Source organism: Paenibacillus sp. FSL K6-1096, assembly GCF_037977055.1.
Taxonomy (GTDB): Bacteria; Bacillota; Bacilli; order Paenibacillales; family Paenibacillaceae; genus Paenibacillus_AQ.
The window spans coordinates 2,294,810-2,309,831 of the sequence record NZ_CP150274.1 but is presented as its reverse complement, the minus strand read 5'-3'; the positions used below and the strand labels follow the sequence as shown (position 1 = coordinate 2,309,831).

The 15,022-nt window shown below is 52.4% G+C and carries 18 protein-coding genes; 10 read left to right on the top strand and 8 right to left on the bottom strand.

All coding sequences use genetic code 11. The features are described from left to right. Window positions 1–234 precede the first annotated feature (234 nt). The 3 genes from efeB to MHI24_RS10100 form a co-directional block, all read right to left on the bottom strand. Window positions 235–1,479 (bottom strand): iron uptake transporter deferrochelatase/peroxidase subunit, encoded by a 1,245-nt coding sequence (gene efeB, locus MHI24_RS10110; protein WP_340026648.1) that lies wholly within the window; start codon window positions 1,477–1,479, stop codon window positions 235–237. Window positions 1,480–1,588: 109 nt separating this feature from the next. Next, window positions 1,589–2,491: an iron uptake system protein EfeO gene (efeO, locus tag MHI24_RS10105; protein WP_340025502.1), complete on the bottom strand. Its 903-nt coding sequence runs from the start codon at window positions 2,489–2,491 to the stop codon at window positions 1,589–1,591. A 351-nt stretch (window positions 2,492–2,842) separates the two neighbouring features. Beyond that, on the bottom strand, window positions 2,843–3,820 hold the full coding sequence (locus MHI24_RS10100) for a LacI family DNA-binding transcriptional regulator (protein WP_340025501.1): 978 nt from the start codon (window positions 3,818–3,820) through the stop codon (window positions 2,843–2,845). Window positions 3,821–4,099: 279 nt separating this feature from the next. Here MHI24_RS10100 and MHI24_RS10095 point away from each other — a divergent pair, with 279 nt between their 5' ends. Next, window positions 4,100–5,440 carry an MFS transporter gene (locus MHI24_RS10095; protein ID WP_340026647.1) on the top strand — a complete coding sequence of 447 codons (1,341 nt, stop codon included), beginning with the start codon at window positions 4,100–4,102 and terminating at the stop codon, window positions 5,438–5,440. 458 nt (window positions 5,441–5,898) lie between these two features. Further along, on the top strand, window positions 5,899–6,123 hold the full coding sequence (locus MHI24_RS10090) for a LuxR C-terminal-related transcriptional regulator (RefSeq protein ID WP_019908812.1): 225 nt from the start codon (window positions 5,899–5,901) through the stop codon (window positions 6,121–6,123). A gap of 82 nt (window positions 6,124–6,205) precedes the next feature. Here MHI24_RS10090 and MHI24_RS10085 read toward each other — a convergent pair whose 3' ends face one another. After that, complete coding sequence (locus tag MHI24_RS10085; RefSeq protein ID WP_340025500.1) at window positions 6,206–6,481, bottom strand: hypothetical protein; 276 nt, start codon at window positions 6,479–6,481, stop codon at window positions 6,206–6,208. A 157-nt stretch (window positions 6,482–6,638) separates the two neighbouring features. Between MHI24_RS10085 and MHI24_RS10080 the strand changes: the two genes are divergently transcribed. After that, window positions 6,639–6,884: a hypothetical protein gene (locus MHI24_RS10080; RefSeq protein WP_340025499.1), complete on the top strand. Its 246-nt coding sequence runs from the start codon at window positions 6,639–6,641 to the stop codon at window positions 6,882–6,884. Next, a complete protein-coding gene (locus tag MHI24_RS10075; protein WP_340025498.1) occupies window positions 6,884–7,270 on the top strand; it encodes a retropepsin-like aspartic protease in 387 nt (128 codons plus the stop codon). The genes MHI24_RS10080 and MHI24_RS10075 overlap by 1 nt, the downstream gene beginning before the upstream one ends. Window positions 7,271–7,378: 108 nt before the next feature. On the opposite strand, the gene MHI24_RS10070 is transcribed toward MHI24_RS10075, so the two are convergent. Then, window positions 7,379–7,909 carry an NAD(P)H-dependent oxidoreductase gene (locus MHI24_RS10070; protein WP_340025497.1) on the bottom strand — a complete coding sequence of 177 codons (531 nt, stop codon included), beginning with the start codon at window positions 7,907–7,909 and terminating at the stop codon, window positions 7,379–7,381. A 191-nt stretch (window positions 7,910–8,100) separates the two neighbouring features. Here MHI24_RS10070 and MHI24_RS10065 point away from each other — a divergent pair, with 191 nt between their 5' ends. From MHI24_RS10065 to MHI24_RS10055, 3 genes are all read left to right on the top strand, one after another. After that, window positions 8,101–8,463 (top strand): helix-turn-helix domain-containing protein, encoded by a 363-nt coding sequence (locus MHI24_RS10065; protein WP_340025496.1) that lies wholly within the window; start codon window positions 8,101–8,103, stop codon window positions 8,461–8,463. Window positions 8,464–8,539: 76 nt separating this feature from the next. After that, window positions 8,540–8,935 (top strand): MarR family transcriptional regulator, encoded by a 396-nt coding sequence (locus MHI24_RS10060; protein WP_340025495.1) that lies wholly within the window; start codon window positions 8,540–8,542, stop codon window positions 8,933–8,935. Window positions 8,936–8,984: 49 nt separating this feature from the next. After that, window positions 8,985–9,833 (top strand): alpha/beta hydrolase family protein, encoded by an 849-nt coding sequence (locus tag MHI24_RS10055; RefSeq protein ID WP_340025494.1) that lies wholly within the window; start codon window positions 8,985–8,987, stop codon window positions 9,831–9,833. A 114-nt stretch (window positions 9,834–9,947) separates the two neighbouring features. Here the strand turns inward: MHI24_RS10055 and MHI24_RS10050 are convergent, their stop codons facing one another. Next, entirely contained in the window at window positions 9,948–10,133 is a 186-nt protein-coding gene (locus MHI24_RS10050) for a hypothetical protein (protein WP_340025493.1), read from the bottom strand. 255 nt (window positions 10,134–10,388) lie between these two features. Further along, complete coding sequence (locus MHI24_RS10045; protein WP_340025492.1) at window positions 10,389–10,850, bottom strand: histidine kinase; 462 nt, start codon at window positions 10,848–10,850, stop codon at window positions 10,389–10,391. Window positions 10,851–11,192: 342 nt separating this feature from the next. On the opposite strand from MHI24_RS10045, the gene MHI24_RS10040 reads away from it, so the two are divergent. The 3 genes from MHI24_RS10040 to MHI24_RS10030 are packed head-to-tail and all read left to right on the top strand — an operon-like array spanning window position 11,193 to window position 13,700. Beyond that, window positions 11,193–12,191 (top strand): ABC transporter substrate-binding protein, encoded by a 999-nt coding sequence (locus tag MHI24_RS10040; protein ID WP_340025491.1) that lies wholly within the window; start codon window positions 11,193–11,195, stop codon window positions 12,189–12,191. After that, window positions 12,172–12,954 (top strand): ABC transporter ATP-binding protein, encoded by a 783-nt coding sequence (locus MHI24_RS10035; RefSeq protein ID WP_340025490.1) that lies wholly within the window; start codon window positions 12,172–12,174, stop codon window positions 12,952–12,954. The genes MHI24_RS10040 and MHI24_RS10035 overlap by 20 nt, the downstream gene beginning before the upstream one ends. After that, window positions 12,948–13,700 (top strand): ABC transporter permease, encoded by a 753-nt coding sequence (locus tag MHI24_RS10030; RefSeq protein WP_340025489.1) that lies wholly within the window; start codon window positions 12,948–12,950, stop codon window positions 13,698–13,700. The genes MHI24_RS10035 and MHI24_RS10030 overlap by 7 nt, the downstream gene beginning before the upstream one ends. A 66-nt stretch (window positions 13,701–13,766) precedes the next feature. On the opposite strand, the gene MHI24_RS10025 is transcribed toward MHI24_RS10030, so the two are convergent. Then, window positions 13,767–14,594, bottom strand: coding sequence for a TerC family protein (locus MHI24_RS10025; protein ID WP_340025488.1), 828 nt, complete (start codon window positions 14,592–14,594; stop codon window positions 13,767–13,769). Window positions 14,595–15,022 lie beyond the last annotated feature (428 nt).

Here is a 15,022-nt window from a genome sequence, read left to right as displayed (position 1 = left end):
AGTTGCGCTTATGTACAAATAATTGCGAGGAAACCGCCCGCCGTAGCGGAAATAAGCACCGTGGAGTCCGTTGGAGTAGCTAAATATGCTTGAAAAGAGAAAATAAGCGCCTCTCAGTCCGTAACGATCAGCTACCTGCCCGTCCTCTCCGGTGCCCGAATCGCCGTTACCCTTCCGTCCTCAGAATCCCGTGGCTCCTGCTTCCTCAGCGTCACCCGTCACAGCCTAGGCATTTCATCCCTCAAGCAGCTGCTCCCCGATGGTGCCGCCTTCCCGGACGCCGGGGAAGCAGGCAAAAACGGCGCTGCCGGTATGTACCATATATTCATTCAGCCGGTCGTTTGCGGCGAGACGCTGCTGGATGGTTACGAATTGCTTCAGGTCCTTCTGGAAGCTGATAAAGACCAGCCCGGCATCGAGCTGGCCGGTCTTGAGGTCCATGCCGCTGGAATAGGAGTAAGAGCGGCGGAGCATCTGGACCGAGCCGTCTCCGTGGGCGAGCGCCGAATGTGAATCCGGCGGGATGACCGGTTTGCCCCCGGCATCGGTGGCCGTCAGATCGAGCTTCGCGAATTCATCCCGCGCTCCGAGCGGGGCCCCGCTCTGACGGTGGCGGCCGAAGGTGGCCTCCTGGTCGCTCAGGGAGGAGCGGTCCCAGACCTCAATGCGGAAGCGCACCCGGCGCAGCGCCAGATAGGAGCCGCCGTTCATCCAGGCGGGACCGTCTGTGCCGCCGCTCCAGACAATGCTGCGCATCTTGGCGTCATCGGTAACATCCGGGTTCCCCGTTCCGTCCTTGAAGCCCAGCAGATTACGTGGAGTGCCGCCTGACGGGTCGGCGCTGCCGCTGCGCTGGAAGCCTTCCTGCGTCCAGCGCAGCACCGCTGTTCCCCGGGCGAGGCGGGCCAGATTGCGGATGGCGTGGAACGCCACCTGCATGTCGTCGGCACAGGCCTGGACACAGAGATCGCCGCCGCTCCACCGGGGCTCCAGACTGTCTCCCGGGAAGGCCGGAAGCTCCGTGAAGGAGGCGGGGTGCTTCCCCGCCAGCCCGAACCGCCTGTCAAACAGCGCCGGCCCCACCCCAAACGTAAGCGTACATTTGGAAGGCGTAAGGCCATCGGCCTCGCCGGTATCCGCCGGCGGAAGATTGGGGTTGTCGTTCGCGCTGCCGATCAGCGTACCGGAAGTCAACGCGGCAGCAGCTGTAGTCCAGGCTTGCATAAGCTTCCGGACATCGCTGATTCTGGAAGTGGTCAGATCAAATGAGGCGAAGCACAGGAAGTTCTGAGCAGGTGTAATAATCCCTGCCTGATGCTTGCCGTAGAAGGGAATCGTGTCTGCTGCACCTGCACTCTGCCCGGAGGCTGCGGCGGCTGGAACCGCCCGCCCTGCTGCCTGGCGTGCAGCCATCAAGCCGCCTACTCCGCCTCCGCCGAGCAGGAGACCGAGACCGGAGGCGCCGGTAAGCCGCAGCATATCGCGGCGGCTGATTTTTTGACGGAACAGACCGTTGCCCCCGGCAGGAAGGCTGCCTTCTGCGTCTGCATGGCCCAAGGTATTCTTGTCCTTCTTATTCATCTCGCGGTCACACTCCCAGAATCGTTCCCATATTGGATAGCGGCTCGGCCAAGGCATCGAGATTCTGGCTTAGCTTGCGGATTTCATCTTCCTTCAGTGTCTCATAAGACACGTATCCATCTCCGGACTTGAACGGAGCCAGCTCATTCAGCAAGGCTGTGAACCGGCCGCCGATCGTTTGCGCGAGATCCGGGTCTTTTTTGGCCAGCTCCGGCTTCAGCAGCTCATAGATCTTCTGGGCTCCCTCCACATTTGCCACAAAATCATACAAATCCGTATGCGAATACCGCTCCTCTTCCCCGGTAACTTTGGACGAGGAGACTTCATTCAGCAGTTCTACAGCTCCGGTAACGAGCAGATTAGCGTCAATGCCGGCAGTCTCCACCTTGGCGCGCAGCAATTGCGCGTCCTTCAGCAGACGGTCCGCGACATCTGTCATACCTTCTGTAGTGTTGTTCTGCCACAGCGCTTGCTCCAGCTTATGGAAGCCGCGCCACTGCGCTGCATCTACATCATTCTCACGGGCATCGATGTTCGGGTCCAGGTCTCCGAGCGCTTCGGCGATCGGCTCGATCCGCTCATAATGCATACGCGCCGGAGCATACAGTGCTTTGGCCTCTTCCAGCTTGCCCGCCTTGACGGCATCTGTGAAGCCTTCGGTCTGTTTGACGAATTCATCGCATTCTGCAATGACATATTTACGGTATTCGTCAATCGCTGTGGTGAAATCTGCGCCCATTCCAGTGCCGGTCTTCTCAACACTTTCTGCCCCGCTGCCTGTCTGGGCTGCAGCATTATTCCCTGAGTTGTTGCTGGTATTAACGTTGATGCTGTTATCCTTGCCCGCACATCCGGCGAACAGGAGAGAGGCTGCAAGCAGCCCAGCTGGCACTGCATAACTGATCTTCATTTGGCTGGACACCCCTTCAGGTAAATGATAAGAGTATATGACTTTTACTTATGTAAATGATAATGATTATCAATGATGGACCTATCATAAATCTCCCTACCCGGCCTGTCAATAAAAATGTGATAATTGTCATATTCATAACAACTGCTATACAGATTCACACAATATGCGCAAAAAAAAACGTCCCCGCAGAGGACGCCGTATGTCTATTTTAAAATATAAGAATTTATATGTTGCACACCATAACTTATCCTTATATTTCTCGCTGAAACGATACCGTCCTTAAAAAGGACGGCAAAGCCGTTTCTGCTTGAAGCTTTATCTGAACCACCGCCGCCGCTCCGGTTTATTCTAAACCGTGGACCGCTCAATAATCCGGTAGTCCAGCTTGCGGTAGACCGGAGCAGGATGGTCCGAATGGATCTGTTCATGGATGATGCGGAAGGCAGCGGCTCCCATATCATGCAGGTGGTTGTCGATGGTGGTGATCTCAAGCAGCCGGCCGATCGGCTGGTTGTCAAAGCCCATGACTGCGAGGTCTCCCGGGATGCGGAGTCCGGCCCTGCGCGCCTCAATGATCAGTCCGGCAGCCACATGATCTCCGGTGATAATCATCGCCTCCGGCCGTTTAGCCATCTTCAGCAGCGACTGTGCGACGGCGGCGCCATCTTCCTCCGTAGTACAGTCATAGATCATCCATTCCTCCTCAAAAGCCAACTTGTGCCCGGCAATAAATTCCCGGTAAGCAGCCTGCCGGATCACGGCACTGCTGCCGTTACTCCGTCCTTCGCAATACCCGATGGAACGGTAACCTTTACCGGTCAGGTACTCCAGCCCCTGCCTGAACGCTGCATAATGCTCAATATAGACCGAAGAATAGCGGCGCTCTCCGCTGTCCTGGCATGTGACGACCGGGCCGTAAGCCGTATACTCCTCGATAATGTCCGGCTTCAGCGCAGTGGATATAATAATGACACCGTCAATCTCTTTATGGCGCAGCATCTCCAGCACCTTCACTTCTTCTTCCTCCCGATAATTGCTCTGGCACACAATCAGCCGGTATTGCGAGAGCAGCGCCTCATGGGCAATTCCATTCATAATAATCGAGAAATAAAATGCATGAATATACGGAAGAATCACCGCCACCGCACCGGTACGTCCGGTAATCAGGTGTACGGCGTTCATATTGCGGGTATAATCCAGCTGCTCAATCGTATTCAGTACGGCGGCTCTTTTGTCCTTGCTGACATAAGGATGATTATTCAACACCCGCGAGACGGTGGTGACGGACACTCCGGCCATCCGGGCAATTTCTTTGATATTAGCCACTTTCGCCTGCGCCTCCTGTGTGAGAATCGTATAACATTATTCTAACTATAAATGAGGACAAACGGATACAGTAAATTTCCTAATGGATTCAAGCACATTGCTCAGGGATTCGCTCATTCGACATGTCCGAAACACTATAAGGATTGGAATAGCTATCCCAACTTTGAGGGATTGAAGAGGGATGGCGGGTATCGCTATAATTCGGATATTGGTTTGGAGATGATCCAGATAGCAGCAGGGGTACCGAAAAGGAGGATTCATATGAATAAACAAACATCAATGGCTCAGGGACGGCAAAAAATCCGCTTTGACAGAGTAAATGATTACGTGAAATCGCCGGAGAAGCAAAGGAAGCTGTATATAAAAACGTTATGGCTTGTTGTTATCTCGCAAATATTCGGAGGGGCGGGGCTGGCTGCCGGGCTTACCGTCGGAGCGCTGCTTGCACAGGACATGCTGGGCAGCGACAGCCTTTCCGGTCTTCCCGCAGCTTTGTTTACGCTGGGCTCCGCGGCGGCAGCGCTTGTTGTAGGAAGCTTGTCACAGCGGTTTGGGCGGAGAGTCGGGCTGGCAGCCGGATTTATAGCGGGTGGAGCCGGAGCGGTTGGCGTTGTGTTTGCCGCGCTTTGGGATCAGATAGCGCTGCTGTTTGTGTCCCTGTTGATTTATGGAGCGGGCACGGCAACCAATCTGCAAGCCCGGTACGCGGGTACGGACCTGGCGCAGCCGGATCAGCGGGCCAAAGCAATCAGTACAGCACTGGTGTTTACGACGATTGGTGCGGTGGCAGGTCCCAATCTGGTAGAGCCGACTGGCCGCATGGCGGCCTCCATCGGTCTTCCTGCCTTATCGGGGCCGTTTATTCTGGCGGCAGCTGCTTATTTGATAGCGGGCCTGGTGCTGCTGCTGTTTCTTCACCCTGATCCGTTTATCGTTGCCAAGGCAATTGCCGAAGGGGAGAGCCTGAATACAAGCACGCAGGTGAAAGGCGGAGAAAGTCTCCAGGAGAAGGGAGACGCAAGCCGCCCGCAGAGCGCCCATAACCGGACAGGACTTATTGTGGGAGCAACGGTTATGGTGCTTACCCAAATCGTAATGGTAGGCATTATGGTCATGACGCCCGTTCATATGAAGCAGCATGGCCATGGTCTTGGCGATGCAGGTCTGGTAATCGGCATCCATGTCGCATGCATGTATTTGCCTTCCCTGCTGACTGGCGTGCTGGTGGATAAGCTTGGACGCACCTTTATGTCCTATGCATCAGGTGTAACACTGCTGCTGGCGGGTTTAACCGCAGCTTTTGCACCAGGCGAATCCATGGGCTTGCTTATTGTGGCCTTGGCGCTTCTCGGCCTAGGCTGGAACTTTGGCCTGATTAGCGGAACGGCGGCTATTATCGACTCCACGATGCCAAAGGTTCGTGCGAAGACGCAAGGCACGGTCGATGTGCTGATTGCGCTGGCCGGAGCGTCCGGCGGCGCTTTGTCTGGCATGGTTATGGCTGGTGTTGGCTATTCCATGCTTTCACTTGCCGGAGGCTTGATGTCCTTGTTGCTGATTCCGGTGGTTGCCTGGTCATGGAGGAAAAGTCCAGCTTCTCATTCTGAAATCCAGTCATAAATCGTATTAATACTGGCCGTTATGGCAGACTGTTGCGCCATCTGTTGCGGCATATAAAAAAGCTTGCTATGGAATCCATTTCATACGATACACTTGAAGTGCAACAGCAGCCTCTACCGGAGAAACCGGCGTGACCGCAAGGGCGTGACGGACCGGTAAGGCTTGTGAGCTTGTATCTGCCCCAAGCGGTAGCCGCCTTACCCGCACTATATAACCGCTATAATCCACCGGATTCCGCAGGATTTTCCTGCCGGCTGCCGCCCTTAACGTCTAAGGAGCTGCAGCCTTTTTGCTGTGCACAGGCTCCGTTTTTCCGGGGCTGTCCATATTCCGCCTTTGCCCCCGCCCATTTTCATGCTCTGACAGCACCATTAACTGCCCCACCACATAGTATGGTTTGACTGTATCCCTTTACCTTGTTATACCAAACAAACCCAGGGCAAGGAGGGGTGACACCATTGAAAGGGAACGAACATCATAGCAAATTTTTGTTGACGCATCGTGAACGCGAAGTATTCGAGCTTCTTGTGCAGGACAAAACTACACGGGATATTGCAGGACTTCTGTTCATCAGCGAAAAAACCGTCCGCAACCACATCTCCAACGTAATGCAGAAATTAAACGTAAAAGGCCGTTCACAAGCGGTAGTCGAGCTGATTAAGCTTGGGGAGCTGAAGATCTAGCTGCCGGGCTTCTGAGGTGATGCGTGTAAGCCTTCCTTTGCTCTTCGGGGCGGAGGGAGGTTTTTGTTGTGGAATATTTCTGTTAAGGCGTCAGAATCAAAAAGGGTTGCCGCACCCCCGAGAAGAACTCCTCCACAACCTCAACATCCCTTCTGCTCGTATGAAATACATACAGCTCACGGTTTGGATGAAGCTTATGCAGCTTTTTATAGCCGCTCCAGGCTTCTTGCGGATCGTCGTAGTCCTGTATGACTGCCATATCCTCTAACTGGCGCACGTTGTTGTTTGAGCATGCTTTAATTGCTTCCACCAGCACAAAGCGGCTTGGATGTAATGCAGTAATCTCTGCCCATTTCATCGGCTTCACCTTCAATGAAGTATTTGGACTGACTTATGTGTGTTTCAAACCGCATTACCAACGTAATGTAAAAACTAAACGCAAAAGGCTGTTCGCTGTATGATAAAATAAAAACATCCAAGCCGTTCATAATATAAATAAGCTGGGAGGTAAAGGTATGAAATGGCAGCAGGTAAGAGAGTTGTTTCCTGATCAATTTGTCTTGCTTTCCATACTGGAGTATCGTGAAGATGAGGACAAGAAAATCATTACCGAAGTCGCGCCCGTTCGTGTAATTCCTGAGAAGGATGCCAACAAGGAATTTTTCAAAGCGGAACCAGGCAATATTGTTTATCACACCTCCAATGAGGAGTGTGTCATACATTTGCGCAAAGACCCTCTAATGAGAGTGAGAAGGCGCTAATGAAGATATTTTACGATGGACAACTCCTCGCCGTACAGCTCACAATATATTATCAAGGAAATAAATTACAAATAAATGATGTTATTATCGATACGGGCTCTTCACATACGGTTTTTAGTCCTGATGTTTTGGAAGAAATAGGTGTGACGTATGAAAACGGAGACCCTGTGTACGAGGCGTATGGCGTAGGTGGAACAGTACCTTTTTATACAAAAGTAATGGATAGCATCGAAATTAACGGTTTGTTGATTGCAAATGTTGAGGTAGATGTTGGAGTGCTGCCAAAAACTCATAAAGGTTTGCTGGGATTGGATATTCTAAGAAAGTACGGATTTATTCTTGATCTTGAGAACATGGAACTTCATTCCTCCCACTTCAACGATTAGCTGATCTTTCTATCCAATACCCCCTCCCATGATTGTCCCAATCAGCGGTTTGCCTCATTCCCTACTTAGGGACAGTCAGTAAAAACGGAAAAGCCCCCGGGCGGGGGCTTACCGGTGTGCAAGGATATACTGGATATAATCGGCGGCACTCTGGTCGATGGCTTCGTCACTCGCCTGGAAGGAGGCTCCGAAGACTGCGAAGTAAGGCAGCGGGGTTGCGCCGACATGGATTGCGCTGGCCTTGAACGGAGCGATCACTTCGTCTACGGTAAAAGAAACAGAGCCGGTGGGCAGATAATTCTCTTTTTTATCCCCGATGGACATTGCCAGCCCCATTCTCTTCCCCTTCAGCTTGTTGCCGCTTGAGCCGTAAGCCCAGCCGTGTGTGAACACATCGTCGAGCCACTTCTTTAATAACGGGGGATAGCTGTACCAGTACAACGGGAACTGGAAAATAATATGCTGATGCGCCTCCAGCAGTTGCTGCTCGCTCGCTACGTCGATTTTCCAGTCCGGATACTCTTTATATAACTCATGGATCGTTACTTGGTCCGGGTGCAGCAGCAGCTCCTGTCTCCATCTCCGGTTCACCCGGGAGGCTTCAATATCAGGATGGGCAAGAATTACAAGGGTTGTCATTAGGAATCACCTTTCCGGTAGAGATTTGGCCGATGCGGCTGGTTCTATTATTTTGTAAATCCCTGAAAATGTAAATACACACAATGAAGTAACATGGTTACCTCTAGGTGTGCATTGGTTTCTGAAGCGGGATGTGGCACAATAGGTTCATCAGATAAGCTAGGTAATATGGCTGCGGGGAAGGTGCGGAGATGAAGCAATATCATTTGGGAATTGAAGCAACACTGGAGATCATAGGGGGAAAGTGGAAATCGCTAATCATCTGCAGGCTGATGCCAGGGCCCCAAAGAACCAGCGAGCTTGCGCGCAGCATTCCGGGAATCTCGCAAAAGGTGCTGATCCAGCAGCTCCGCGAGCTTGAACGCGATGGTATCATCGGCAGACAGGTGTACCAGCAGATGCCGCCCAAAGTCGAATACTATATTACAGAGTACGGCATTACCGCCAATGCCATTATTGACCTGATGTGCTCCTGGGGCAGAACCAATATTGCCATCCGGCAGCAGCGGGGCGAGGAGATCATTCTGCTGGAGAATGACTCCAAGCAGGAGTGAATGTCCTGCGGCATTGACAATAGTTTGATATCAAACTATAATGTGGTGTATGGAAACCAGAGATGTAATTTCACTAATGTCCAGAATCAGAGAGAAGGTTAACCGGTTCCTAGTGCAGGAGATGGCTCAGCAGGGGCTGGAGGGCATCGGCACCTCGCACGGGGATATTATCTATGCACTGCTTCATACAGAGAGGCTGACGATGGCTGAGATCTCAGCCCGGATTCATAAGGACAAATCGACCGTTACAGCGCTTGTAGACAAGCTGGTCCGGCTGGGGCTGGTGACGAAGGTAAGGGATCAGGAAGACACCCGGTACGTGTATGTTGCTTTGACCGCCCGGGGGCAGAAGCTGGAGCCGGTATTTGAAGCAATATCCTCTGCCATGCTGGATCAGTTCTACCGCAATATTTCGGAGGAGGAGAAGAAGACGCTGCTTGCTATTTTGCAGAAGATCAATACTAACCTATAAAAAATTTTGTATGATAGTTTTATATCAAACTATATAGGGGGAAGGAACGATGAGAGATTTCACCAAGGAGCTGCCGCCGCATACGCAAAAATACATCGGTGAGCACGATCTGTATCTGGAGGTTTTTGAGGGGGAGGGACAGCCGCAAGGAACGGAGCATAGGCCGCCGCTGCTGCTGATACACGGTGCCTATACGGGAAGCTGGATGTGGAGCAAATACATCCCGCATTTCATCCGCGAAGGCTGGACCTGCTATGCCATGAATCTGAGAGGCCATTACCGCAGCAGGGTGCTGGATATGACAAGGATTACCTTCGAGGACTATCTGGAGGATATACGGGAAGTTATAAAGGAAGTAACCGCCGAGCGCGGGGAGGCTCCAATCGTCATCGGCTTCAGCATGGGCGGAATTCTGAGCCAGAAGCTGGCGGAGACGGAGAGGTTCGCCGGACTTGTGCTAATGGATTCAAGCCTTTGCCGGGAGGTTCATGATCTTGTGCCCTACAGTGGTCTCGTCCCGTCCAGGCCCGTTAATGTTGTACCGGCTCCGGTCCGGGAAGAAGCTGCCAGCATAGATGAGTCCGCAGAGGACATCGCCTTCCAGCGCAAATACCTGACGATGGAGTCGGCCCGGGCGTTCAGCGCGTTCTCCTTCTTCTTCAGTGCAACAGGCATACCGGTGGACAGGAGTGCAGTCCATTGCCCTTGTCTGGTGATCCATGCTGTGAATTCGGATGAGGAGGAGCGCCAGGGACAAGCGAATGCAGACTATTTCCGCGCAGAGTATAGAGGCCTGTGGAATACCACCCATACCGGACTGCTCGTAGGGCAGCGGTATCTGGAAGGGGTGCAGACGGTGCTGGAGTGGCTGAAGAGAGAGGCAGACGCTGCCAGTTGAACGGTAAAATAAAAGGCCGCATGGACCGGGTTGCTCCGGCTTCTCAGCGGCCTTAATTTTTGTGTGAAGTGCTTAAGTGAGATGCAGCTTAATCTATATATGGCCCGGGTGAGCTTAATGGAACTTGATGCTCTTGATGCGGGATTCCTGTTCATAAGTAATCGGGCGCGGCGTTGGCGGCGTGTGCAGATGGCGGTGTGCGCTATACTCCATCTTCCGGTAGTCTTCTTCCCCTAAAGTTATTCCGGGCTGCCACATTCCGGTTACCCAATTCTTCAATTCCTTGATCCCTGCCAGCATTTCATTCATCCTCCTTGGCGATGAAATACAATGATTTGATCTTTCTGTCCTTCATTTGTGGTTACGCTTTCATTATAACATAAAGAATCCAGAAATCAAATGAATGTCCGCCTGAAAAAGACAAAAAGAAGAGCGGGAAGTTGATTTTAATTGGGATTGTATTTTGTAAGGGGAATGATGTCCTTGTGGTGGAGACAATGTATAGGTAACAAAAAAGCGACAGCCGGAGGACAGCGGTCGCTTGCGGGCAGAACGTTATGCGGAAGCGGATAAACGCTTCAACTCCGCTTCGTGATCTATAGAACGCCGGGCCAGTATATCCAGCGTTGCGTCATGTCCTCTAAGGGTCCGGTCGATCCGCTCCAGCGTATCCCGGCCGGCAACGACTTCAGCGTTGACTTCGGACACCGCCTGCTGAATCAGCGGGATCAGCTTCGTATCTTCCTTGATGCTCTCGACATCTTCTTTGATACCCACGACATCTTTTTTGATGCCCACGATATCTTCTTTGATGCCCACGATATCGCCCTTAATCGTACCCAGCTCCGCAACAACTTCCGATTTGAATGTGTTGAATTCTGTCTTTAAAGTACCGAATTCTGACTTTAATGTACCGAATTCTGACTGAAGGCTTCTAACATCTGACTTGATATCTTTGATTTCAGACTTCATCCCTTGCAGCTCAGTTAGAATCTGCTGGAGAATGACATCGCTCATACACACAGCTCCTTAAATAGGTTTGGTATGGGATTGTAATTAAAGAGTGGGTACCTGAAGGACAGGTATACGTCATTATAGCATATTTGCGTCATTTTGGGCGGCTGCTGTAAAAGTAGTTTTATGAAAATATTGTACATTAGAGGACTGATATTTCAATTTATAAATATACAAAATAGGACAATAGGTGTACTATTGCATTACTTGGACTTCCCGGAGAGAACGGTTTGCACAGGGGTGTATGTGAATAAATGCGCATGATTCTGTGCGGACTGCTCACGGAGGCATATGCAAGCAACAGCAACAAGAGTAACCGATATGGAGATGGGGGAATCAGGATTCATGAAGACAAGAAACTGGAAATACCTTACGAAGCTGGTTGTATTGACCGCTGCTGTCAGTATGGCGGCTGCCGGCTGCGGCAGTGCGAATCAGGGGGACAATGCCAAGAACACAGGGTCCGGGAATGCCGCGGGCACGCCTGCTGAGGCCGTTACGATATCGCTGGGGCTGCTGCCTTCGATCGATGCGATTCCTTTTATTATTGCCCATGAGCAGGGCTTTGATAAACAGCATGATGTGAACCTGGATATTCAGACCTTCAAGAGCGCCAAGGACCGCGATGTAGCTTTTCAAGCCGGTAAGGTGGATGGCCTCAGCGCCGATCTGGTCGCGATCTCGATCTATAATGAAGCAGGCCTTGATGTCAAAATCACCAGCACCACCACAGGTGAATTCGACCTGCTGACCGGCAATGACGAAGTGAAAGAGGTTAAGGATCTGAAGGGGAAGACTGTGATTCTGTCCAAGAATACTTCGACCCAATATACCGTGGCCATGATGCTGAAGCAGGCAGGCCTGACGGAAGATGATATTACGGTAACCGAGGTGCCGCAGATTCCGACCCGCCTGGAGCTGCTTAAGAATCAGAAGGCCGATGCGGCTGTGCTGCCGGAGCCTTTTGTAACGATGGGTAAATCTGCCGGTCTGCGTGTCCTTAGCTCGACCCACAGTGCGGGGATTAATCCGTTTGTGCTGGCTTTTCCGCAGAGCGCCATTGAAGCCAAGGGACAGGGCATCCGCAACATGTATGCTGCCTATGACGAAGCTGTTGAATATATGAAGACACATGACCAGTCGGACTATATCGATCTGATTATCAAGGAAGTGGGTTACCCTGACACGCTGAAGCAGGATATTAAGGTGCCGGATTACCTCCCGGCGAACCAGGTCGATGTGAAGGAAGTGGAGGCTGCCTTCGCCTGGGCCCGCGAGAAGGGGCTGCTGACCAAGGATCTGGCAGCTGAAGAAGTGATCTCCGATGTCCAGTTTAAAAACTAGCGGTCTGCACATCCACAACCTGCATGTGGCTTACCAGAACGGACAGCTTGTACTCGGCGGCATGAACCTGGAGTTGCCCGAGCATGGAATATACACGGTCATCGGGCCTTCCGGCAGCGGCAAATCCACGCTGCTGCGGGCGATTGCCGGCCTGCTCCCCGGTTACGGCGGGGAGCTGCTGTTCAACGGCCGCCCGGTCCATGACAGGGATACGCTGATCGGGCTGGTGCCGCAGAATTACGGGCTGCTGCCCTGGAAGACCGTCCGTGACAATCTGCGGATTGCCATGAATATTGCCCGCCCCGGAAGAGGGAGCAGGCACCGGCAGGAGCAGGACCGGCAGATTACCCAGTGGCTTGCCTCTATGGGGATCGCAGAGCTTGCGGGCAGATATCCGCTCTCCCTCAGCGGGGGCCAGCAGCAGCGGGTGGCGATTGCCCGCGCTTTTGCCATCCGGCCTACGATTCTGCTGCTGGATGAGCCGTTCTCGGCGCTGGATGCGATCACTCGGGAGGGACTGCAGCAGATGTTCATCCGGAATTGGCAGGCGCATCCTGTGACCGCGCTGTTTGTAACCCATGATGTCGAGGAAGCGATTCTGCTCGGGCAGAAGATTATCGTCCTGCCGGCAGGGCAGCAGGAGCCGCCGGAGCTGGTGGACAACGCTGGCGTATTCGGGATGAAGCACGAAGACAAGCGGGAGAGCCAGGAATACTTCGAGCAGAGCAAGCGCATCCGGAAGGTAATGATGGAGAAATGGTGAAGCCACGGGTTATGATTTATGTGCTGCGTCTGCTGCTGGTTTTTGCCGGGATGAACGGGGTCTGGTATGTCGCCTATCTGCTGATGAATCATGCCATTCTGCCCAGTCCCGGCGCGGTCTATGAGGCCATGCTCCAGCTCGGGGCCCGCAATGTGGCGGTGAATGTCGGCTACAGCCTGCTGCGGATCTTCGAGGGGGTGCTGCTGGCGCTGCTGCTCGGGCTGCTCGCTGGTCTGCTGATGGGCCGCTCCCCGCGCTGGAACAAGCTGCTTGACCCGGTGGTCTATCTGACGTACCCCATTCCGAAGATCGCGCTCCTGCCGGTGGTAATGCTGTTCTTCGGCCTGGGAGAGACCTCCAAGGTGCTGATGATCATGCTGATTCTGCTGTTCCAGATCATCATCTCGGTACGTGACGGCGTGAAGGCCATTCCCGAGAGCACCTATGACGTCCTGACCAGCATTGGCGCAAGCCCCTTGCAGAAGTTCTGGAATGTTACGCTGCCCGGAGCCTTGTCGGTGATCCTCAGCACGATCCGCATTTCGCTGGGGACGGCGATATCGGTCCTCTTTTTCACAGAGATCTATGGTACCGAGCATGGCATGGGCTTCTTCATTATGGACGCCTGGCTGCGGCTGGATTATCCCGAGATGTATGCCGGCATCATGCTGTTCAGTCTGGTCGGCTTCGTGCTGTTCCTGCTGGTGGATCTGCTCGACTACCGGTTTATGAAATGGCGGAGATAGACGCAAGGAAGCCCGCTTCCCTTATGGGGGAAACGGGCTTTTTTGGCGTTCGTATAGACGTCAGGCTTATTTGCCAAGCTGTTTGTCGACTTCACGTACCGGATTCTCGCCGGTGTTTTCTTCAGTTTTGACACTGCTCATGAACCAGCCGGTTGCAGCGATGATGATCAGCACTACGTAGAAGGTCAGCTTCCACCAGGTGCTGTGGGCGAAGTCCTCGGACAATACACCCAGGGACGGGTGAGCCAATGTGATGACTGCCAGCTTAACCCCAACCCAGCCGACGATGAAGAAGGCAGCAACCTCAAGGCCCGGACGGGTATGAAGCAGCTTGACGAAGAAGGAAGCAGCGAACCGCATAATGACCAGACCGATGAAGCCGCCCGCGAAGATGACGAGGAACTGTCCGCCGTCGAGTCCGCCGATGTGGCCCATTCCGCTTGGAGGGAGGGCAACGGCGAGGGCTACAGCCGCGAGGATGGAGTCAACAGCAAAGGCGATATCAGCTACCTCAACCTTAAGTACAGTGAACCAGAAGCTTGATTTTTTCTTATTAACGACCTCAGGGTTGCCGCTTTCATTAGCTTCCTCGGTCACCGGCTTCTTAAACAATACCTTCCGGAAAATATGATTCCCCGCAATGAATAACAGATAAATCGCACCGATGGCTTGTACCTGCCAGATATCCACCAGATAGGAGATGACAAACAGCGATCCGAAGCGGAACACGAAGGCTCCGGCCAATCCGTAAAACAGGGCTTTTTTGCGTTCCTCATCCGGAAGATGCTTTACCATAATTGCAAGTACCAGTGCGTTATCCGCGGCAAGCAGTCCCTCCAGTGCTACGAGAACGAGCAATACCCATCCGTATTCTAATAGTAATCCCCAATCCATTGCTGTTTCCTCCTCAAGTGGTTTAACTGCTTTTTTTGAAAAAACTGCCGGTGTTACCATTAGTTTAACCAAAAATATATATAAAAAAGACCTTTACCAAACAGATCATCCTCAAAAAATAAAGGTAACCTGGTTGGTAAAGGTCTCGCTAACAATGGTTATTGCCGATAAAACCGGAGAATATCTTCATACTCTCGTATTGACGATTTTATCTAACAGCTACTCCCCTTTACGGGATTATATGAAATTTTGAAGTTTTCGCTTTTGCTAAAAGTATCATATCCGAGTTAAGAGGCGTTGTCAATGCCCTGTGAGAACAAATATCAGTCAAAATAGACGGTACTGAAAACGGAAACATGATAACTGTAAGTCATATAAGTTGACATATGTTATGGCGAAACTGCAAACAAAAGGAAAATCAGGGCAAA